General features: G+C 40.5%; 23 protein-coding genes and 1 pseudogene. 6 read left to right on the top strand and 18 right to left on the bottom strand.

Features of this window, described 5'->3' with window-relative positions; translation table 11 throughout:
* Window positions 1-25 precede the first annotated feature (25 nt).
* From lepA to gpr, 4 genes are all read right to left on the bottom strand, one after another.
* Window positions 26-1,861, bottom strand: coding sequence for a translation elongation factor 4 (gene lepA, locus KHB02_RS13275; protein ID WP_213144802.1), 1,836 nt, complete (start codon window positions 1,859-1,861; stop codon window positions 26-28).
* Window positions 1,862-1,971: 110 nt separating this feature from the next.
* Window positions 1,972-2,298, bottom strand: a complete 327-nt coding sequence (locus KHB02_RS13270; RefSeq protein WP_213144801.1) for a DUF3679 domain-containing protein — start codon at window positions 2,296-2,298, stop codon at window positions 1,972-1,974.
* A gap of 18 nt (window positions 2,299-2,316) precedes the next feature.
* Window positions 2,317-3,516: a stage II sporulation protein P gene (spoIIP, locus tag KHB02_RS13265; RefSeq protein WP_213144800.1), complete on the bottom strand. Its 1,200-nt coding sequence runs from the start codon at window positions 3,514-3,516 to the stop codon at window positions 2,317-2,319.
* 105 nt (window positions 3,517-3,621) lie between these two features.
* Window positions 3,622-4,737, bottom strand: coding sequence for a GPR endopeptidase (gene gpr / locus KHB02_RS13260; RefSeq protein WP_213144799.1), 1,116 nt, complete (start codon window positions 4,735-4,737; stop codon window positions 3,622-3,624).
* A 221-nt stretch (window positions 4,738-4,958) separates the two neighbouring features.
* Between gpr and rpsT the strand changes: the two genes are divergently transcribed.
* Window positions 4,959-5,219, top strand: coding sequence for a 30S ribosomal protein S20 (gene rpsT / locus KHB02_RS13255; protein ID WP_213120116.1), 261 nt, complete (start codon window positions 4,959-4,961; stop codon window positions 5,217-5,219).
* Between the two features lie 34 nt (window positions 5,220-5,253).
* On the opposite strand, the gene holA is transcribed toward rpsT, so the two are convergent.
* The gene (holA, locus tag KHB02_RS13250; RefSeq protein WP_213144798.1) at window positions 5,254-6,270 is read right to left on the bottom strand and encodes a DNA polymerase III subunit delta; all 1,017 of its coding nucleotides are present in this window, start codon (window positions 6,268-6,270) and stop codon (window positions 5,254-5,256) included.
* A gap of 341 nt (window positions 6,271-6,611) precedes the next feature.
* Between holA and KHB02_RS13245 the strand changes: the two genes are divergently transcribed.
* On the top strand, window positions 6,612-6,746 hold the full coding sequence (locus tag KHB02_RS13245) for a YqzM family protein (protein WP_213120113.1): 135 nt from the start codon (window positions 6,612-6,614) through the stop codon (window positions 6,744-6,746).
* Between the two features lie 67 nt (window positions 6,747-6,813).
* On the opposite strand, the gene KHB02_RS13240 is transcribed toward KHB02_RS13245, so the two are convergent.
* From KHB02_RS13240 to KHB02_RS13230, 3 genes and pseudogenes are all read right to left on the bottom strand, one after another.
* Complete coding sequence (locus KHB02_RS13240) at window positions 6,814-9,144, bottom strand: DNA internalization-related competence protein ComEC/Rec2 (RefSeq protein WP_213144797.1); 2,331 nt, start codon at window positions 9,142-9,144, stop codon at window positions 6,814-6,816.
* Window positions 9,145-9,221: 77 nt separating this feature from the next.
* Window positions 9,222-9,668, bottom strand: a pseudogene (locus KHB02_RS13235) (ComE operon protein 2); the annotation flags it as partial.
* Between the two features lie 73 nt (window positions 9,669-9,741).
* A complete protein-coding gene (locus KHB02_RS13230) occupies window positions 9,742-10,395 on the bottom strand; it encodes a helix-hairpin-helix domain-containing protein (RefSeq protein WP_241113846.1) in 654 nt (217 codons plus the stop codon).
* 87 nt (window positions 10,396-10,482) lie between these two features.
* On the opposite strand from KHB02_RS13230, the gene comER reads away from it, so the two are divergent.
* Entirely contained in the window at window positions 10,483-11,307 is an 825-nt protein-coding gene (gene comER, locus KHB02_RS13225) for a late competence protein ComER (protein WP_213144795.1), read from the top strand.
* Window positions 11,308-11,374: 67 nt separating this feature from the next.
* Here comER and KHB02_RS13220 read toward each other — a convergent pair whose 3' ends face one another.
* Genes KHB02_RS13220 through KHB02_RS13185 form a run of 8 tightly spaced genes read right to left on the bottom strand, consistent with a single transcriptional unit; the run spans window position 11,375 to window position 16,401 of the window.
* Window positions 11,375-12,124: a class I SAM-dependent DNA methyltransferase gene (locus KHB02_RS13220; RefSeq protein ID WP_213144794.1), complete on the bottom strand. Its 750-nt coding sequence runs from the start codon at window positions 12,122-12,124 to the stop codon at window positions 11,375-11,377.
* A complete protein-coding gene (gene rsfS, locus KHB02_RS13215) occupies window positions 12,121-12,477 on the bottom strand; it encodes a ribosome silencing factor (protein ID WP_213144793.1) in 357 nt (118 codons plus the stop codon). Before rsfS ends, KHB02_RS13220 begins: the two co-directional genes overlap by 4 nt.
* Window positions 12,478-13,047: a bis(5'-nucleosyl)-tetraphosphatase (symmetrical) YqeK gene (gene yqeK / locus KHB02_RS13210; RefSeq protein WP_213144792.1), complete on the bottom strand. Its 570-nt coding sequence runs from the start codon at window positions 13,045-13,047 to the stop codon at window positions 12,478-12,480.
* Window positions 13,037-13,606, bottom strand: coding sequence for a nicotinate-nucleotide adenylyltransferase (locus KHB02_RS13205; protein WP_213145288.1), 570 nt, complete (start codon window positions 13,604-13,606; stop codon window positions 13,037-13,039). Before KHB02_RS13205 ends, yqeK begins: the two co-directional genes overlap by 11 nt.
* 17 nt (window positions 13,607-13,623) lie before the next feature.
* On the bottom strand, window positions 13,624-13,914 hold the full coding sequence (gene yhbY / locus KHB02_RS13200; protein WP_213144791.1) for a ribosome assembly RNA-binding protein YhbY: 291 nt from the start codon (window positions 13,912-13,914) through the stop codon (window positions 13,624-13,626).
* Window positions 13,915-13,917: 3 nt separating this feature from the next.
* Window positions 13,918-14,748 carry a shikimate dehydrogenase gene (aroE, locus tag KHB02_RS13195; protein WP_213144790.1) on the bottom strand — a complete coding sequence of 277 codons (831 nt, stop codon included), beginning with the start codon at window positions 14,746-14,748 and terminating at the stop codon, window positions 13,918-13,920.
* Window positions 14,749-14,775: 27 nt separating this feature from the next.
* Window positions 14,776-15,882, bottom strand: coding sequence for a ribosome biogenesis GTPase YqeH (gene yqeH, locus KHB02_RS13190; protein ID WP_213144789.1), 1,107 nt, complete (start codon window positions 15,880-15,882; stop codon window positions 14,776-14,778).
* A gap of 3 nt (window positions 15,883-15,885) precedes the next feature.
* Window positions 15,886-16,401 (bottom strand): YqeG family HAD IIIA-type phosphatase, encoded by a 516-nt coding sequence (locus KHB02_RS13185; protein WP_213144788.1) that lies wholly within the window; start codon window positions 16,399-16,401, stop codon window positions 15,886-15,888.
* A gap of 488 nt (window positions 16,402-16,889) precedes the next feature.
* Here KHB02_RS13185 and sda point away from each other — a divergent pair, with 488 nt between their 5' ends.
* The gene (gene sda, locus KHB02_RS13180) at window positions 16,890-17,030 is read left to right on the top strand and encodes a sporulation histidine kinase inhibitor Sda (RefSeq protein WP_213144787.1); all 141 of its coding nucleotides are present in this window, start codon (window positions 16,890-16,892) and stop codon (window positions 17,028-17,030) included.
* A 64-nt stretch (window positions 17,031-17,094) separates the two neighbouring features.
* Here the strand turns inward: sda and KHB02_RS13175 are convergent, their stop codons facing one another.
* Window positions 17,095-17,877, bottom strand: a complete 783-nt coding sequence (locus KHB02_RS13175; RefSeq protein WP_213144786.1) for a phosphatidylserine decarboxylase — start codon at window positions 17,875-17,877, stop codon at window positions 17,095-17,097.
* Window positions 17,878-18,008: 131 nt separating this feature from the next.
* Between KHB02_RS13175 and pssA the strand changes: the two genes are divergently transcribed.
* Window positions 18,009-18,548 (top strand): CDP-diacylglycerol--serine O-phosphatidyltransferase, encoded by a 540-nt coding sequence (gene pssA / locus KHB02_RS13170; protein ID WP_213120099.1) that lies wholly within the window; start codon window positions 18,009-18,011, stop codon window positions 18,546-18,548.
* 170 nt (window positions 18,549-18,718) lie between these two features.
* Window positions 18,719-19,438: an RNA polymerase sporulation sigma factor SigK gene (gene sigK / locus KHB02_RS13165; protein ID WP_213144785.1), complete on the top strand. Its 720-nt coding sequence runs from the start codon at window positions 18,719-18,721 to the stop codon at window positions 19,436-19,438.
* A gap of 221 nt (window positions 19,439-19,659) precedes the next feature.
* On the opposite strand, the gene KHB02_RS13160 is transcribed toward sigK, so the two are convergent.
* Window positions 19,660-20,634: a F510_1955 family glycosylhydrolase gene (locus tag KHB02_RS13160; RefSeq protein WP_213144784.1), complete on the bottom strand. Its 975-nt coding sequence runs from the start codon at window positions 20,632-20,634 to the stop codon at window positions 19,660-19,662.
* Window positions 20,635-20,656: the final 22 nt, after the last annotated feature.

The raw sequence follows: 20,656 nt of genomic DNA, 5'->3' as shown, positions 1-20,656 counted from the left end.
GGCTTGTCCTGACCTCGTGTTGAAGTTATTTTTTTGTATTATTGTCGTCCATCTTTAGCACGGCCATGAACGCTTCTTGCGGCACTTCAACGGAACCAACCTGTTTCATCCGCTTCTTACCTTCTTTTTGCTTTTCGAGCAATTTACGTTTACGGGAGATGTCACCACCGTAACATTTCGCTAAAACGTTTTTACGCATCGCCTTTATGGTTGAACGGGCGACAATTTTCTGCCCGACGGCAGCCTGAATAGGAACTTCGAATTGCTGCCTTGGAATTAGTTCCTTCAGCTTTTCGACAATTACTTTTCCCCGTTCATAGGCGAAGTCTTTATGGACAATAAAGCTAAGAGCGTCAACTTTTTCGGCGTTTAACATGATATCCATTTTAACCAGCTTGGACGGTTTATAACCGATCAGTTCATAATCAAATGAAGCATAGCCTCTCGTATTTGACTTCAATTGATCAAAGAAATCATAAACAATCTCTGCAAGCGGAATTTCGTAAATAATGCTGACCCGGTTTTCATCCAAGTATTGCATATCGATAAAATTGCCGCGTTTTTGCTGGCAAAGCTCCATAATTGCGCCAACATAATCATTTGGCGACATCATGGTTGCTTTCACATATGGCTCCTCTACCCGGTCGATTTTTTGCGGGTCAGGCATGTTGGATGGGTTGTCCACGTTGATCTGTTCTCCGTCTGTCATATGGACATGATAGATAACACTTGGAGCAGTCGCAATTAAATCGATTTTAAATTCCCGCTCAATCCGCTCTTGGATGATTTCCATATGAAGCAGTCCCAGGAATCCGCAGCGGAAGCCAAACCCCAGCGCCTGTGAGGTTTCCGGTTCAAATTGCAGGGCGGAATCATTCAGCTGCAGCTTTTCCAACGCTTCACGGAGATCATTAAATTTAGCTGTATCAATTGGGTACATTCCGCAATAAACCATTGGATTTAATTTACGATAGCCAGGCAGCGCTTCTTTAGCTCCGTTTTTGGCATTGGTGATCGTATCCCCGACACGGGTATCGCCGACATTTTTAATAGATGCCGCCAGATAGCCCACATCACCGACAGTTAATTCATTTCGCTGCACTTCTCTTGGATTATGAACGCCGACTTCAGTCACTTCAAATTCCGCACCGGTGGCCATCATTTTAATTTTATCGCCGACCTTTACAGTCCCATCGACGATACGAATATAGGCGATTACACCGCGATAGGCATCATATAGCGAATCGAAAATCAGTGCTTTTAATGGCGCCCCAGGATCTCCTACAGGGGCAGGGACCTTCTCAACAATCTGCTCAAGGATATCTTCAATTCCGATTCCAGCTTTTGCAGAGGCTAAAACTGCCTCGGAAGCATCAAGCCCTATGACTTCTTCAATTTCATCGCGCACCCTTTCTGGGTCTGCACTCGGGAGGTCGATTTTATTAATTACAGGTAAGATTTCAAGATTGTTATCCAATGCTAGATAAACGTTTGCCAATGTTTGCGCTTCAATTCCCTGCGCTGCGTCGACAACTAGAATAGCCCCCTCACAAGCAGCCAGGCTGCGCGACACCTCATAGGTGAAATCGACATGTCCCGGGGTGTCAATTAAATGGAAAATATATTCTTCGCCATCTTTGGCTTTGTATTGTAACTGGACCGCGTTTAATTTTATCGTTATCCCGCGCTCTCTCTCCAAGTCCATCGAGTCCAAAAGCTGGGCTTTCATTTCTCGGGAGGAGAGGGCATTGGTTTTTTCTAAAATTCGATCGGCCAAGGTCGATTTACCATGATCGATATGGGCAATAATTGAAAAGTTTCTGATTTTTTCTTGTCGTTTCAGTCGTTCATCTCTATTCATGTGGTTCACTCCTACTAAATTGGCGCAGATACACTATTTTTCATTATAACAAGAGGATTATCAAGATTCAATGAAAACTAAAACAGCAGCACCTTCACTGGTGCCGCCGTTTATTTCACTACCAAATCAATCAGACTCTCAGAAGCTTTGGTTAAGCCATCTGACATTTTTCTACCCATTGAGGAGAAAAAATTATAGGCATTGATCTCTTCAAGTTTCTTCTTTTTTGCTTCAATATCATGATTGGAAATATTTTTGCCAAGAAAGGTCGCCTTTAGATCAGTCCCTGTTTCATTTATAGAGACCGCGTTTTGAAAATTGGGATCCTGATACCCTTTCATTTTTTGGATTCCATTGTTCGCCAGTTCCATTCCCGTTAAAACTGAAATAAACATTAGCGCTGCGATAATGAAACTTTTTACCATGAACATTTTCATATGAAATGCTCCTATCATCTATTGTTTATTAGTAGATTGCTCCGTATCCTTGTTCACCTTTTCTGCCTGCCAGAAATAATCGCTGAACACATCTGCGAGTGCATCTGCCGACCTGTTCAGTTCTTCAAATGTATTATCGACACCGCCAAATTCAATTAACATCGCATTTTCAGAAAGGTTTTGATTATAGATATTGTTGCTTCCAGGTTCATTTTTTACGAATGCTCCTCTGCTTAAACCTTTATATTTTTTTTCCAAAAGTTGGTGTAATTCATTTGCAAGCTTTGCGTTTTTTTCATAATTTGGATTTTTACCACCGACGATAAAAGCAATTTTGGCATAAGATTTCCCGTTAATAGTAACGGTCGTATCCTTCTTCCGCTTTGAATCGCGGTGGATATCAATTAAATATTGCAAATCCCGGTTGGAGGCCATGGCTGTTTGTACCACGGAACGGGATTCCGTATAAGAATCCCAATATTTTAAACCCTTTTTATTTAGATTCGCTTGAACATCCGTTTTATCAATAAAGGTTCCGATTCCTCTTTCTTCAAGGCTTTCTTTTAATTGGTCGCCGATTTTTGTGACATTGATTTGCGAATGGAAAGCTAAATTAGGATTGGTGACCCCTTTAAGGTACGGTAAATAGGATTCCCGATTATGAGTAAAGTAAACGTAGACAACCTTCCGATCTCCAGTCGTTTGGCCGGGTGCAGGTGACGGATTATTATCCGAAGGTTTGTCCAAGCCTTCTATATTCTGAAGGGATGCCTCTTGTTCCGCTTTCATAATTTCAATCGGCGGCGAGGATTCCAATGGCATATTTGTATAATTTGTCCCTTCCCCTGCAACCAATATCTGCCCATCAAACTGAAAAAATCCTGGCAGTTCTCGGCCAAGCATACTTCTTGGGTCATCCAAATTAATGTTGCTTGACAGTTTAAAAACCAAATTCGTTAATGTTGGCATCGTAAAGTCAGGCTTCACTTTTAAGAAGTGGTGGTTTTCCCAGCCCATTAGTTGAAAAAGAAGTTCACCGTTCACTTTCGTTGCCGCCTGGTTGACAGAGGATGAAGATAGTCTATATTGGGGCTTTAAGGATGTTAAGAGCCCGCTGATAGAAAAAATAAACAATAAAAATATAAACAGTGCTGCCATAAACTTAAGGACACTTGTCCCTTGCACCATAATAAAAGTTCCTGAAGCTTTGGTTTTCATGGTTCCACCTCTCACAAAAAGGATTCTAGTAAATCCTATGACATTAATAGAGTTGGTAGAACCATTTTTTAGAGGCAAGTCCAAATCAGACTGCCTCTAACATTTTTATCGTGTATAGAACCCTGCGTTACCTTGATCAACGGTGCTGTGGAGGGCGGCGTTTAGTCCATTGGCGAGAAGGTTTGCCATATCTTCAATAAACACATCAACCTCTTTTGGCGTAACCATTAAATTATGGCCAAGCGGTGAAAGGACTTCTTGAATCAGTTTGCGTTTCTCATCATCCGGAAGTGTACCGACAATGCCAAGAAAGGTTTTACGATGCTTTTCCTCCGGCAAATCTTCTTCGGTCAGTTTGCGTCGTTCTCCAAAGGTCATCCCGGCCGGAGCAAGTGCTCTTGAAGGTCTGTTCCCTTCTTTCATTTCTTTGCCAAAATGCTTTAAAATGAAGTCAATCGTATCACTTGTAATCGAAACGGCATCAACCACTGTAGGAACTCCTACAGCAATAACAGGAACACCCAATGTTTCTTTACTTAATTCCTTTCGTTTGTTCCCCACCCCAGAACCGGGATGGATGCCAGTATCAGAGATTTGGATGGTAGAATTTACCCTTTCAATAGACCGTGATGCCAAGGCATCAATAGCGATTACAAAATCCGGCTTGATCTTTTCTACAACTCCGAAAATAATGTCGCTGGTCTCAATGCCTGTCAGCCCCATAACTCCCGGTGACAATGCACTGACAGATCGGTAGCCTTCCTCCACATTTTCCGGCTGTAACTGGAAAAGATGGCGTGTCACAAGCAGGTTTTCACAAACCATCGGACCAACCGCATCCGGCGTTACATTCCAGTTCCCTAATCCAACCACAAGACAGGAATCGGTTTTCTTAACCCCTGACCCCTCTAGAAAATGGGCAAACTCGCTAGCAAAGATTTTCTGCACTTTTTGCTGCACTTCCGTATTTTGCTGACGGATCCCCTGGACCTCCAAGGTTAAATATCGTCCGGCTTTTTTTCCAAGCTGCGCCTCTCCTTGTTTCGTCACTTCTACTAAGGAGATTTTTATATCGTCAACATCTTTTTCTTTAATAATGACCCCTTCAATTTGAGACAAGTTTTCCTCTTGTTCAACAGATTGGGCCAGTACCATTTCCCTGGCTTCAATCGCTAAATCAGTGCGGACCGAATATTGACTTAAGTCGATAGATTCCTTCATGTTCAATCCTCCATTAGTAAAAAAAGATTTCCTGCAAATAGAAACTATTTCCTATTTTTGCCCCTTTTCAAAGAAAACATGCAATTTATTCTAGCCGAGCTAATGAATTCTATATTGCAATCTAGTTGACCATTTGATAAAATATCTCTTGTTGCGAATAATTGTTTATGAATGTTTAGTCGAGTTCATATAGTCTCGATTCTTTACAGGAGGTGAAATTGATGCCTAACATTAAATCTGCTATTAAGCGTGTAAAAACTAGCGAATCTCGTAATGCTCAAAATACAATGGCGAAATCTGCAATGCGTACTTCAGTAAAGAAAGTAGAAGCTGCTGTTACTCTTAACGACGCTGCTACTGCGAAGGAAGCTTTAGTAAATGCTGCTAGCCAATTAGATAAAGCAGCTGCAAAAGGTCTTATCCACAAAAACGCTGCAGCTCGTAAAAAAGCTCGCCTAATGAAGAAAATCAACGCACTATAATAAAAAAGCGATTCCTTTTTCAGGAATCGTTTTTTTATTTCTTTAATTTGAACAGTAACATTTCTATCAGTAATGACTTATTCATCCCGCCGGTTTTCATTTGATAGTCGGCTTCGGCAAGGAGGCTCATGAGATTTGCAAGCTCCTCGTCCGTAAATTGCGCTGCCTGTCCGAGAGCTAGCTTCACTCGAAATGGATGGGTCTTCAAGAAACCGGCAATCTGCTGCTGGCCATATCCGCGTCGTGACAGCTCCTTCACTTGATAAATTAGGCGAAATTGATTAGAAAGCAGAGCCAATATTTTGATTGGTTCCTCATTTTGCTTTAACAAATCAAAATAAATCCTTAATGCTTCCTCCAATTTCCGCTGCACCACTTTTTCGATTAGCGTGAAAATATTTTGCTCCAATGAACGAGCAACCAATTTTTCCACAAGCGCCGCATCAATTCTTTTCTCATTTGCAGCATATAAAGCAAGCTTTTCTAATTCACTCGACAGCATGAACAAGTTGGTGCCCGAAAGCGCGAGGAGCTGCTCCACAGCATCAGTCTCGATTTCGATTCCTGCTATCTTCGCCCGGTCCCTCACCCAATTTTTTAGTTCATGTTCATTTAATTTTTTTGCCTCGACGACCTCTGCAGTTCGTTTAAGTTCTTTTGTAATTTTCTTTCGTTCATCTAATTTCTCATAAGGTGCCGAAATGACCAAGACAGTATACGGTGCAGGCTCCTGTATATAGGCTTCAAGCTTTGCTATATTATGCTCGACTTTTTCTTTCGATTTTTCAGCTGTTAAAAAAATCGGATTATGTAAAAAAATAACCTTTCTCTCTCCTAAAAACGGAAAGGTTTCCGCATCCTCTACTGCAATTTCAAGCGGAGTCTCCTCCAAATCATAGGCTGCAAAATTAAAGTCCATTTCCTCTTCATTTAATATATGGTTTAGCAGCAATTGCTTGGTCTCATTGATTAAAAAGCTTTCTGTTCCATATAATAAATAAATAGGAGCAATATGATTTTGTTTAATTTTTCGCCATACATCTGTTACCATTTTGTCCAGCGCTCCCCTTTATTTCATTCTTTATTATCGTAATGAAGCTTGGACAATTTGACAAGTACAAAACGCCAGGTTCGAAATAGTTATTTCCGAATAATTAAAAGGGAATTGACAGCATTCGCCATAGTGCCAATTCCCGATCTATAATGAACGCCTGCTTTTATCAGCCCTAGGTACCGATATGTCAGGCGGAGTTCCTTTGGTAAGCTTATTGTAGCCCTTTGTTAGTCAAACTATTTTGACAACACTTGTCAGTACAGGAAAAGCATTTAGGGGAGGCTGGATTTTTTTAAGGAAATCGCTTATACTATATTGTGAAATAGGAGGGGTAGACTGTGAACCAATTTGAAAAAAATCCGCAAAGCAAGCGTAACGATGCAATTGATTCAGGGGTTGGATTTGGTGTGTCTTTTGGCTTTTTTGCTGTAATGTTTATCATTGCTACAGTCATTAAGCTGATCGGTTCTTAATTAATGCTACATAAGAGTTTCAGGAGGCTGTATTACCCGCAGCCTCTTTTTCATTAAGTGATGTATCTTATGGCAAAAACGTAGAAAAGGTTCCTGTATTTTTATAAAAACTGTAAGTAATCGCTCCCTGCAGGTCAGTTCGATAAATTACCGCATTTACTTCTTTTAAAAGCTTAATCACCTCCTGATGGGGGTGTCCAAATCGATTATCTTCCCCTACAGAAATAATGGCCGCTTTAGGCTTAACCTGCCGAATAAAGGCTTCAGAGCTTGATGTTTTACTCCCATGATGTCCAGCTTTAAGGACATCTACCGTTAATTCTGGATATTTCTGGATAATTCTTTCCTCACCCGGCTTATCCAAATCTCCGCCAAAAAACCAATTCAACCCTCCGAAACGGGCAAAAATGGCAAGCGACCCGCTGTTTCGTTCTCCTTTAAAGTTCTCATCCGGACTAAGTATATAAAATTGATGATCCGCGTTTCCCCATCGATATCCAGAAGAAACGAGAACGAGATTTATTCCCTTTTTTTCAGCCTCCGCCTTGATTTCTTCCTCCATGGCAGATGGTTCGGCGACTGAGGGCAGAAGAATTTCTTCTACTTTAAGTTCTTTTATTATAGATTTGGCACCCCCGATATGATCCATATCCCCGTGTGTTAAGATTAATTTATCAATTTTTGTGATCCCTTTTCCCTTTAAAAATGGAACAACAACATCTCTTCCCACCTCGTACGGTTTCGCCCGCTTTTGCCAATTTTCATCCATAAAATTCATCGTTCCACCCGTGTCAATCAAATAATTCCCGCCACCACGGGGAAAATGGATGAAGATACTATCTCCTTGTCCCACATCGATCATCGTTACCTCACCAAAGGGGTCGGCCCAGTTCCAGCCTGATTGAAATGTCAATAGAGCGGCAGATAAACCGACAAGATGCCATTTTCTATTTGGATACCCCCTCTTTTCCCAAATGTAAAAAATACAAACAATCACCACAATATCAAATAGTAAAAAGAAAAGATTTGGTCTTCCGGGCACTAATGCAGCAAAGTTTAAATCAGCAAGTAAAGCAATTAAAGTGTTAAAAAGGGTAATTATAGACATGAAGAATTTTATGAGGATTCCCGGAGTCCACCCTAATACAAGTTGAATAAAAAATAAACCATACAATCCAGGAAGATAAACATATGAAAATAACGGGATATAGATTAAGTTAGCCACTATTCCTATGAAGGACAATCCAAAGAAGTGATACAGCAGAAAAGGGAGTGCGGTTAATTGAGAGGCTGCGGAAATGACAATCATTTGGATAATAGTAATCGAGTATTTCCCCAAAATATACTTTGCAGACAAGATGATGGCGGCACTTACTGTAAACGATAATTGAAAGCCGACGTCAAAAAGCACCAACGGATTAAAGGTCAGATATATGATACAGGCAAGGCTTATGGCATCAAGGGGCAGCAATTTAAGCTGGTTCTTCCACTTTATTACTGCCAGAACAAGAAAAATCATAAGCCCTGCACGAATTACTGACGAAGACGCGCCAGTTAAGATGACATATACAGGCAATACCATCAAAAGAAAATTCGTCATCGTCTGTCTAGTCAAACCCAATCTTATCCCCATATAAAAAACCATCCCGATCAGGAGGGAAACATGGAGTCCTGAGATCGCCAATAAATGAACGAGTCCTGTCTTTTGATAATCCTCCTGTAAATCCAGGCTAAGCATTCCCCTCTCGCCAAAAATTAAAGCGGAAGATAATGATGCAATTTCGGTTGGAAACTGTTTTTCGAGGTAATGTATTCCCATAAAGCGGAGATCTTGAATGAGAGTGAACGGGGAACTTCTCTTTACAGGAGTACAGTTACTCAGAGGATTTTCCTTACTTTCAACAATCCAGTAAATTTCTTTTGTTTTAAGGTAATTACTATAGTCAAAGCCATTCGGATTTTTAGCTATCTTTGGTTTCTTCAAATCACCAGACAGCTTGCATACATAACCATAAAAAGACTTATCTTTAAGGTCTTCTTTTTCTTGTTGTGAATTCATTTTGTAGCGGATAAGGAGTTTTTCTTTATAAACATGCTCTTTTGCCTGGATTTGTAATAAATCACCATCTATTTTGGGGTCTTGAATATATTCAAGGGAAAATAAAGAGACAGTCTCAGGAATTTTCGTATGATTGTGGTTGGCTGCCTGAAAGCCAAAGAGGAAAAATACAAGCCATACTGCGGTTATTACAGATAATAGGTATGGTTGAAGCTTTTTATAATGGTGCAAAACAAACAGATAAAGGATGGACAACATAAAATAGGGCAGAAAATGGTTCAGTGCCGCCAATACTCCTAAAAGAGCTGCAACTGCAAAATAAATATATTTTCCGGTCATCGTGCCTTCTCCAGTCTTTGAATAATATTGACGCCGGATTCAAGTCCGGCGCCAAACAAAGGTTATGAATTAACCTTTCGAAAATCTATCACTGATTCGGTTAATTCTACCTTTTCCACTTTTACATTCGCTTGTTTAAACAGTTCAATTGCATAAGGATGATTCTTATAATCTTCAGCATAATAAACAGTTTTAATGCCAGCCTGGATAATCGCTTTACAGCATTGCAAACAAGGAAAATGGGTCACATAAATTTCCGCTTCTGCTGTCGGAACGCCAAATTTTGCACATTGCAAAAGGGCATTCATTTCAGCATGAATAGTACGAATACAATGATTATCTACGACATAACAACCTTTATCGATACAATGGTCTCCGCCGGCAATGGAACCGTTATAGCCCCCGGCGATAATCCGCTTATCCCTAACAATGGTCGCCCCAACTGTGAGCCGGGTGCAAGTGCTCCTCAGTGCAAGCAAATGACTTTGCGCCATAAAATATTGATCCCATGAAATACGATTCACCTTAGCCACTCCCTTGATGATGTTTTCTTTGTTTAAGTTTAATAGTGCTTGTCCATGAACGTCAATGATAGAATTATGGCGCCGTAACCAAATCCTTTAATTTTTCATACGTTTTTTCACCGATTCCGCTGACATTCTTTAAATCTTCTGCTCGTTTAAAGGGTCCGCTTGTTTCCCGGTAATCGATGATCGCCGCTGCCTTTGCCGGCCCGATACCAGGCAGGTTTTGCAGTTCATTGACCTCCGCTTTATTGAGATTAATTTTCCCTTCATTCTGACCTGTCCCCCCTGAGACCATTACTCCATTTCCCGATGCCTCCGGGAGAACCACCGCCCCTTCACCCTTTGCCGGAATATAAATGACCATTTCATCCTTTACCCGTTCAGCAAAATTCACTTGGCCTTGCTCGGCCTGTTCGGTTACACCTCCCGCACGGCTAACCACATCAATAACCCGCTCCCCCTCTGAGGCCTTATAAACACCTGGCTGTTTCACCTGTCCCTTTACATCTACCATGATCACTGGAGCTGTTTGACTCTGTTTCTTCCCCATAATTTCATCGGATTTTTCTTGAATACTGCCTGCCTCTGATACTTGATCAGTCGCTAAGGGCTGCGGTTGGATAGCCTCACTAGCACCGTTTTGGTAAAAATAAAAAATCAAGACCACGACAAGCAATGCAACAGCAACAGCATAACTCTTATGTTCCATCAACCAGTCTTTCACTTGGATCCATCCTTTCTAAAGGTATATTTTACAAACATTCCTCATAAGGTTATAAAAGAAACTCTGAGGTGAAGGAGGGTCGAAACAATGAATATTGGCATTATCGGCACCGGTAATATGGGGAGGATTTTGGTGGAAGCGTTAATTGACGGAGAAGCCGTATCTCCTTCTTCGATGCTGATTACGAACAGAACGATCGCTAAAGCCATGCTGCTTAAAGATAAATACAAGGAAATTAGGGTTGGGGCAAATGAAGTAGAAGTTGCGGCACAATCCGATTTAATATTTGTTTGTGTAAAGCCATTAGATGTTTTTAAGGTGATAGATAAGATCAATCCCCATTTGACGGAAAATAAATGTCTTGTTTCGATAACAAGCCCTATCAGTACAGCACAAATTGAGAGTAAGGTTTCTTGTTCTGTGGTAAGAGTCATCCCAAGCATCACGAATCGGGCTCTTTCGGGAGTTTCCTTAATGACCTATGGGGAAAGCTGTCAGGATAATTGGAGATTGGAAATGGACAATTTAATGACGAAGATTTCAGTCCCAGTTGATATTGATGAAAAGGTAACAAGAGTAGCATCGGATATTGTCAGCTGCGGACCTGCATTTTTCAGTTATTTGCTGCAGGCATTTATTAATGCAGCCGTAAAGGAAACGGAAATCGATGAAAAAGTAGCCACAGTTTTGGCCAGTGAGATGATTGTAGGTCTTGGTGAATTGCTTAAGCAAGGCCATTATACCTTACCATCGCTCCAGGAAAAAGTTTGTGTGAAAGGCGGAATTACCGGAGAAGGAATTAAGGTGCTCGACAATGAGCTTGGGGAAATGTTTGAACATGTATTTCAAGCCACCCACGCAAAATTCAAGGAAGATCTTGATAAAGTAGAATTGCATATCTCAAAACATTAATTCGCCAAATTTCCGCAAATTCCTGCAAGAATAAATAAAAAAAAGCCATCTTTTTAAGAAAGATGGCTTATTTTTTGTGTGCAATAAAAAAAATTCGTTCTGAATGGGTTTGTGGTTTAGCATGCTCAAAATCAGCATTTATCTCTAATAATTGAAAACCTGCCTCAGCCAGCCAATCGGAATATTGCTGAACACTAAAGGTTCGCTGATAATGAAGCTCATCATAACGATCATATCTTCCCGACTTTTCATCCAAGACAAAAAAGCTTAGCTCATGCTCCACGCTATTTGGCTCCTCCCCTGGGAAGCTATTCCAAATATAAGCGATATGGTCTTCATTTAAAGCAAAGGTTTGGTTCATAAAGACTTGAATGATTTTATAAATAGAATGAACATCAAAAATAAAAAGTCCGCCCTGCTGTAAATGTTGAAAAACATGCAAAAAGGTTTCTTTAACCTCTTGTTCCGTTTCCAAATAATTCAAGGAGTCGCAAAAGATGCCGATGACATCAAACTGTTCCAGGTTTTCGAATTCAGCCATATTCTGTTCAAAGAATGGAATCACAAGCCCCTCTGCTTCTGCTTTTGCTTGGGCAACAGCCAGCATGTCAGCCGATAAATCAGATCCGGTCACTTGGAAGCCCTGCTTGGCAAAACGAACAGAAAGCTGCCCTGTTCCACAGGCTAGGTCAAGCAGCTTTCTACCTTTAATATCGTATTTGGCAAGCTTCTCTTCCACAAATCGAATCCATTCATCATATGGTGCGTCCTTCATGAGTTCGTCATAAAGATAGGCGAAATGCTGGTAGCTTGTCATGAATTTAATTCACTCAAGACGTCAACCCGCGGGGCATCTCCCCACAAGCGCTCCAAATTATAATAGCTTCTTTCGTCACGATGGAAGACATGGGCAACAACGTCCCCCAAATCGATTAACACCCACCGCGCTTCATCAAAACCTTCCATTCTCTTCACATCAAGCCCGTTTTCATTGGCTTTTTCCCTAATTTCTCTTGCGATTGCCTGAACCTGCTTATCGGAATTTCCATGACAAATCATAAAGTAATCGGCAATTAGCGAAATTCCCTTCATGTTTAGTGCAAGAATGTTTTCAGCCCTTTTATCATCCGCTGCTTTAACTGTCAATTGAAGTAGTTCTTGATTGTCCATTTACTCAACCCTTCCATTTTGGATTAAATCATTATACGTATGAAACGTTTCTGGATAGACAGTCTGATTTTTTTTCATTAAAAATAATATCGTATTTTTGACTGATTGGATCAATGCTTTATCTAAATTCTCGTTTGCCATTTCCCGTACTTCCTCAACACCCGGAAAGTGTCTGCCTGGTTCAATATAATCCGCTAAATAGATAATTTTTTCAAGCAGGCTCATCCCCGGCCTTCCTGATGTATGGTAACGGATAGCATCGAGAATTTCTCTGTCTTTAATCCCTGCTTCCTTCTCAACAAGATAGGTGCCGGCAGGAGCATGCCAAAGTTCAGCATTAAACCTGAGTAGATCCTGAGAAAACCCCTGGGTCCTAATAATTTCCTTCATTTCCTCTTTTGGGCGGAATTTGGCATAATCATGAAAAATAGCAGCCGTTTCGGCCTTTTTTTCATCTGCCCCATACCTTCTAGCTAACGCAATGGCTGTTTCCATTACGCCTAAGGTATGCTGGTAGCGATGCTCCGTTAATTGTTCCTTTACAAGCTTTAATGCTACATCACGTTCCATATAAATGGTTCTCCTCAATATAGTGGATGATGGAATCAGGCATTAAATAACGCGCAGTTTTTCCGTTTTTAAATCTTTCTCTAATCATACTTGAAGATACCTCTATCGCCGGTACATCAACGTACAGAATAGGATACTCTGTAAGATGGCTGTAGGAAGGTCTTTGTACGCCGACAAATTGGACAAGCTTAACCAGTTCATCAATTTTATGCCATTTAGGCAAATATTCAATCATGTCCGCACCAATTATGAAATGAAATTGATGCCCGGGATAGGTTTCATTAAGGACCTTCATCGTATCAAGGGTATAAGATGGCCCCTCCCTGTCAAGTTCGATTGGCTGAATTTTGAATGCCTGATTCCCTTCAATGGCCAAATCCAGCATCTGAAGCCTGTCATTGTTCGAAATCGATTCCGATTTTTTCTTATGCGGAGGCTCTCGATTCGGCATGAGCCAAATTTCATCAAGCGAAAGAGCGGCTAAAACCTCATTAGCAATCAAAAGATGTCCGAAATGTGGTGGATCAAACGTTCCGCCCAAAATTCCAACCTTCATAATACAACCCCACCTTTACTTTAGGGAAGAGTAATTTGTTTATTTTCAACCGATTCCTTATAAAGGACGATCGTATTTCCGATAATCTGTACTAATTCTGCCCCTGCCCCATCAGCAAGCTGCTGGGCAACCACATTTTTATCTTCGTCGCAGTTTTGTAGGACACTTACTTTAAAGAGTTCCCTTGCCTCAAGAGCATCAGCAATTTGCTTCACCATGTTCTCATTTACGCCGCCCTTTCCAACTTGAAAAATCGGATCTAAATGATGGGCCTTTGAACGTAAAAATCGTTTCTGTTTTCCTGTTAACATGTATTAACCTCCGAGTTGTTTGAGCACAATTGCTCTCATTCGTTCTGCATCCGGGAAAGTCCCTGTCCATTTTTCAAAAGCAAGAGCCCCTTGAAAAACAAACATATCAATCCCATTTTGAATTTGTGCACCTTTTTGTTCCGCATCTTGTAAAAATTTTGTTTTCAGCGGATTGTAAACAATATCACAAACAATTGCCTGTTTCTTTAAGTTGTCGAGTTTAATCGGCTGTTCAGAAACTTTCGGCGCCATCCCAATCATGGTTGTCTGGATAATTAAGTCGTAATCTTCCAGTACCTGTTCCGCTTCCTCCAAAGAAAAGGCAGCTGATGAATTGGGATACGGACAATCATTAATGAGACTCCAAGCTTTCTCCACGGTCCGGTTGGCAATGTCAATCTTAGCGGGTTTTTCCTTTGCCAAAGTAAAATAAATACCTCTGGTCGCACCGCCCGCTCCAATCACAAGAATCTTTTTTCCTTCAATAGAAGCAAATTGGTTTTCCAATCCCGTTAGAAATCCAGATCCGTCTGTATTATAACCAATCAAACGGCCGTCTTCGTTAACGACGGTATTTACCGCACCAATTGCATTCGCCAGTTCGTCTACCCCATCAAGATAAGGGATGATTCTGCTTTTATGAGGAATAGTTACATTAAATCCACCAACCCCAATTGCTTTTAAGCCTTTCACAGCATCCTCGAGGTTCTCCGGCGCCACTTGAAAAGGGAGATAATGGCCATCGATTTGATAAAAAGAAAATAAATCATTGTGCATCACCGGGGACATGGAGTGCCCGATTGGATATCCAATAACCGCATATAGCTTTTTCACGTATTTCTCCCCACCCAGTTTCACTTTTTATATTAATGATTTTCGTAATAATGCTTGAACACCTTTGGGAACATAGGCGATTACCTTAGCTCCTGGTTCATTGACAGTCACCCAGCCAAGACCTGAAAAAACAATATCTGTCTTGGCTTCCTTAATGAAAAACTCTTGTTTGACAAGCTCCGGAAATGTTTCCAGATGCTCTTGCCGAGGAGGGGTCAGCATTTCCCCAACATGTTTTTCATAAAGCTCATCGGCATTTTCGACTTTTGTCCGATGGATGTTTAAATCGTTGGAAAGATAACAAACAAAAGATCTTCTGCCTCCGCTTACGTAATCAAACCGGGCCAGCCCGCCAAAGAATAATGTCTGCCCCTCATTCAATTGAAAAACCATCGGCTTGATTTCTCTTTTAGGCGTAATCACTTTTAAATCCCTTTTATCAACAAAATGCGCCATTTGATGGTGATTGATAATTCCCGGTGTATCCACTAGTGATTTTCCGTCATCAAGCGGAATTTGGATAATATCTAACGTCGTGCCAGGAAAGTGAGAGGTCGTAATGATATCCCCTTCGCCGGTCACCTCTTTTATAATCCGATTGATAAAGGTAGATTTTCCAACATTCGTACAGCCGACTACATAGACGTCCTTTCCATCGCGGTATTCATCTATGGCAGCGGCTGTTTCTTTCATCGTCCAGCCCTTTGCCGCACTGACCAAAAATACCTCCTCAGGACGCAACCCTAGCTCCCGTGCTTCCTGCTTCATCCAATGAATCAACTTATTATGTTTAACTGATTTCGGCAGCAGATCGACCTTGTTGCCAACGAGGATCACTTTATTGCCCCCGACAAACCGGTGGAGCCCAGGAAGCCAACTGCCGTTAAAGTCGAAAATATCGACTATCATGACAACCAACGCATCGGTTTTGCCGATTCCATTTAGTATTTTTAAAAAATCGTCATCTGTTAAGCTGACATCCTGTACTTCATTATAATGCTTGAGACGAAAGCATCTTTGACAAATAATTGTTTCTTTTTCCAATGCGGAAGCGGGAGCATAACCAATTTTCTCAGGGTCTTCTGTCTGAACCTTTACTCCGCAGCCTATGCATATATGTTGTAGGTCACTCACTAATTAATCCTCCCATGAAACCATTCCTTTTTTTCGAAACCAATTTAAAATCCGCCGTTCTGCAAAACGGTTAAATTTTGTGAAAAAGCCGTCTGTCTGGGCAACAGGCACCACCAAAATGGTATGAAAGCCGCTGCGGTTTCCACCAAGCACATCGGTTAACAGCTGATCGCCAATCACGACAGCCTCTTCCTTTTTTATGCCCATTTGTGTAATTGCTTTCTTAAAAGCCTTTGCAAGCGGCTTTCGGGCTTGAAAAATAAACGGAATATCGAGAGGATCTGCAAAGGCTCCTACCCGTTCTTTGTTATTGTTTGAAACAATTGTAACTAGAATATTTTGCTTTTTTAATTCCTCAAACCATTTAATTAAAGCGGGAGTTGCGTTTGGACGGTCCCATTCCACCAATGTGTTATCCAAATCAGTAATAATTCCCTTTATGCCTCTTGATTTTAATTGTTCCGGAGATATCTCAAGAATGCTCTTCACGTGTTCATCAGGTAAAAATTGTTTTAGCACTAAGCGTACACCTCATTAAATTACTAATCTTTGGTGATGAAGCCAAGGATTTCCCTATTCTTGTACCATCATAACTAATTTTAACTTTGGTTTCAAAAGAAAAAGCAAAACCATTTTATTCTTAATCTTATTGTTCTTCAAATCCCGACAATACATGATATGTATGTATGCAAAATAGGCAGAATCATATCAGATTTATGAAGAAAAAGGCAGTTTCATAAAAAAATAAAAATATTTTTCGACAAACATCTACTTTCCCTACACCTGTGGATAACGTTATTAACATTATACCCATTGAATCATACACTTTTCATCGCTTTATAAACAAGCTAATCACAAGTTATCCACCTTATCCTGTGGATAATTAGAACGATTGTTCTACAGGAATAAATTTGGTAGATTTAGGGTACACCATCTGAACTTACTATATTATGTTCCCTTTTACTAAAATAGAACCATCAATTTATAAACCGGAGGTGGAATCAGACATGCGTAAACTTTCCGATGAATTACTGATTGAATCTTACTTTAAAGCAAGAGAATTAAACCTAAGCAGCGAATTTATTAACCTTATTGAGTCCGAAATTCGCCGTCGGTCCCTTTCTTATAAAATAAAAAAATCATCATAATTAACTGCCCAAATGGGCTTTTCTTTTTGCCCAAAAGCAGGCGCTATTTTTGCGCGCCTCATTTTTATTTTAATAGGATACCAATTTTTTCGCCGACTTTAATTTCTTTAGGAGTTTCTAGATCCGCAGCAGGCTCGAAGATGTTATGTTCAAACAGCAACACCACTGTTGACCCAAAGGTAAAATAAGCCATCTCACTGCCTTTTGTTAAATCTGAACCCTCATGAATGGTTTCAATAGAATTGACAAACATAGCCCCAACCTTCACGATCGCCACATGCCCAAACTCTGTTTGAACTTCTGTAATGATACGGTAGTTTTTGGCAAGTGTACGAACTCCGTATTTTAGCCCGAGCTTATTAACAGGATAGGATTTTGAACCAAGCTTCCATTGCTTAGTAACCGTACCGCTTACTGGGCTGTGAATCCGGTGGTAGTGACTTGGGCTTAAGTATAGAATCATATATGTACCATTTAAATATTTTGGCAAAGCTCCTGCGTCCCCCAGCATTTCTTCGATAGAATACGTTTTTCCTTTTACAAGAATCTCACTATTCTGATTGATTTTCCCAACATCTTCAATGACTGCATCAACCGGACTCACCACAGAATCGGTTGCTTCATCAATTTTCCGTGCATCCTTCTTCAGTCTTCTGACAAATAGATCATGCAGGGTAGGGAACTCGTGCAGTTCCTTCTCCATCTCTCCTAAATTGAGATGATAAACTCTTGCAAAGGAAGGGACAATGACGCGGCTCGCACGGGACCTGGCAAATCTTTTTAAGAAGCTTGATGTCCACCTTCCATTCGTTAATTCAATAAATAATCGGTAAAAGGACTGTATCACTGGTATTACCCCCAAATAGTGTAAAAATACTCTTTACGAATAGACATAAAACCCTTAAAATTAAATATTATAAAGTAAACTGTGGAAATTATAAATTCCTTCGGCTTGAAGAAAGGAGTGGTAGGTAAAAAATGTTTTTATTGGATGTTATAGATCAAACCATCAAGAAATTAAAATCGCAAACTGCAAATGTCATCACTTTAGCCAATTTATCATTAGGTGGATTTGCCATCGTGTTTGGTCTGCACGGGAATTTGCGATTAAGCTTACTGCTCATTTTTATTGCGGCGCTGGCAGATCGATTTGATGGAATGATCGCCCGAAAATTTAATATTGAGTCGGAATTAGGTAAACAATTAGATTCCATGAGTGATATTATATCATTTGGAGTTGCCCCTGCACTATTACTATACCAAGGAATTTTAAATGAATTCGGCGGCCCCGGTTCATTTTTCACTGTATTTTATATTGGCTGCGGTGCCTTTCGTTTAGCTAGGTTTAATATTACCGAAAGCAACGGCTACTTTACTGGTCTGCCGATTACTGCTGCTGGCTGTTTGGCAACTCTAAGCTTTTTGGCGATACCATACCTGCCGTCACAAACGTTCTTATTTATTATTATCATTCTTTCATTCCTTATGGTTAGCACCTTTAAGCTTAGAAAAGTTTAAAAATTCGGAATTTAATAAATTGACTTACTTGGTTTTAGTACTAAGTAGGTCTTTTTTTTTATATTTCCTACCGCACTCAAATAAAATTAACTGGACAGACACAATTTCCCGTTTTCTTCATAGGAATTAATAATAGGCTAAAGTCCAATAAAGATACGGGGTGGAAGTGAATGTCTGGAATCTTAACGGCTCTTGGCTATTTGGTTAAGGAATTTTTATTTCTTGTATCTTACGTAAAGAACAACGCCTTTCCTCAACCCCTATCCGCTGCAGATGAAAGAAAGTACCTGCGCTTGATGGCCGAAGGGGATTCCCATGCGCGAAATATGTTGATTGAACACAATTTGCGGCTGGTTGCCCATATCGTAAAAAAATTTGAAAATACCGGTGAGGATTCTGAGGATTTAATCTCGATTGGAACGATTGGGTTAATCAAAGCCATCGAGAGTTATTCAGAGGGTAAAGGAACAAAGCTGGCCACGTATGCCGCCCGTTGTATTGAAAACGAAATTCTTATGCATTTAAGAGCTTTAAAGAAGACAAAAAAAGATGTTTCCCTGCACGACCCGATTGGCCAGGATAAAGAAGGGAATGAAATTTCCTTAATCGATGTCTTGAAATCAGAATCGGAAGATGTTATTGATACGATCCAGCTGAATATGGAACTTGAAAAAATCAAGAAATATATCGAGGTTTTAGACAGCCGGGAAAAAGAAGTGATTATCGGCCGCTTTGGCCTTGATCTGCAAAAAGAAAAAACCCAGCGCGAAATTGCCAAAGAGCTTGGCATCTCAAGAAGCTATGTATCTAGGATTGAAAAGCGGGCTCTGATGAAAATGTTCCATGAATTTTACCGGGCCGAGAAGGAAAAAAAGAAAAAAAACTCATAAGAACAAAAGCGCAAGCGCCCTGTTCAGCGGCGTATGGCCTGGAGCTCTCCAACTGAGATAAAGGAAACACGAAGAGCGTAAGCGATTCGATGTTGACTTATCGTAGGGCGGAGAGCGAAGGACACTAGCCGCTAGGGCGCTGGAGCTGGACGTGTCTATCCTAGTAACAAATTATCCACTATGCTTAATCTATAATTTCCTAGACCGTAAAAAAGAGCAGGCTACTCCTGCTCTTTTTCCCCTTTTAAAAATAAATTATTCCACGTTTTCCCGCCATCTGGGCTTTCATAAAGGTCATTTTTGTAGGTAGTGAAGGCCATCTGATTTGGATTCTTTGGATTTACTGCCAAATAGGTAATCGGATTATCGTAGTCCAAGAATGGAATGGCAATATTCGTTTGCTCGGCCGTTGCAGGATCTAAAGTTTTTAAAAGTATTTTGTCGTTTTCAACACTACAAAATAAAAGAGAATCTCCAGCAAAAGTAAGAGCAGTAACCATAAATGGCTCCGTCACAAGCTTCATCGTGTTTCCATTATCAGTGGAATAATAAATGCCTGACCGTGTAGACATGGCCATAATGTCTCCATTGACCGGGTGGACAGCCATCATTCCAAGCGAATCTGCTTGGAAATCTTTGAATTTACTAGGCTGCCAAGTCTGCCCGTTATCTTTAGAATAATTCACACCAGTATTTAATTGGTCCGTCTCTTGATCACTGATCACATAAAGACCTTTACCTGAATAGCTTGAGGCCATGAAAACATAGTTACCTTTTCCATAAAAGGCCAGTTTTTTTAAGGTCTCCCCTTTATTATCGCTTTTAACAAGCCCAAGCGGATTTTTTAAACCTGTCCCTTTTTGCGGATGTCCACTTGAGATAAAGCCATCTTCCACGGCCTGAAACCCCATATATTGATGACGGTTCGTTGTCGTTTCGAACCAATTTGGTTCCTTATATATCTTTAGACCATTACCCGCTGCTACATAGAGAGCGTTGTCATTACCAGGATAACCAATCCCATAGATCCGGTTAACCTTTATCGATTTTGCTGCTGTAACATCAAACTTCGGCAGTACAGCGGTTTTTTGATCCTGTTCAGTCTTTTTAGATTCCTTCGTATTATTTGTGCAGCCAGCAGCAGCCAAAATAAACACGATTAAAATCGTAAAGTAAATTAACTTATGACCCTTCACTTCTATTCCTCCAAGCGAGAAT

The organism is Neobacillus citreus (genome assembly GCF_018343545.2).
GTDB classification, from domain to species: Bacteria; Bacillota; Bacilli; order Bacillales; family Cytobacillaceae; genus Neobacillus; species Neobacillus citreus.
This window is presented reverse-complemented; position numbering and strand designations above follow the sequence as displayed.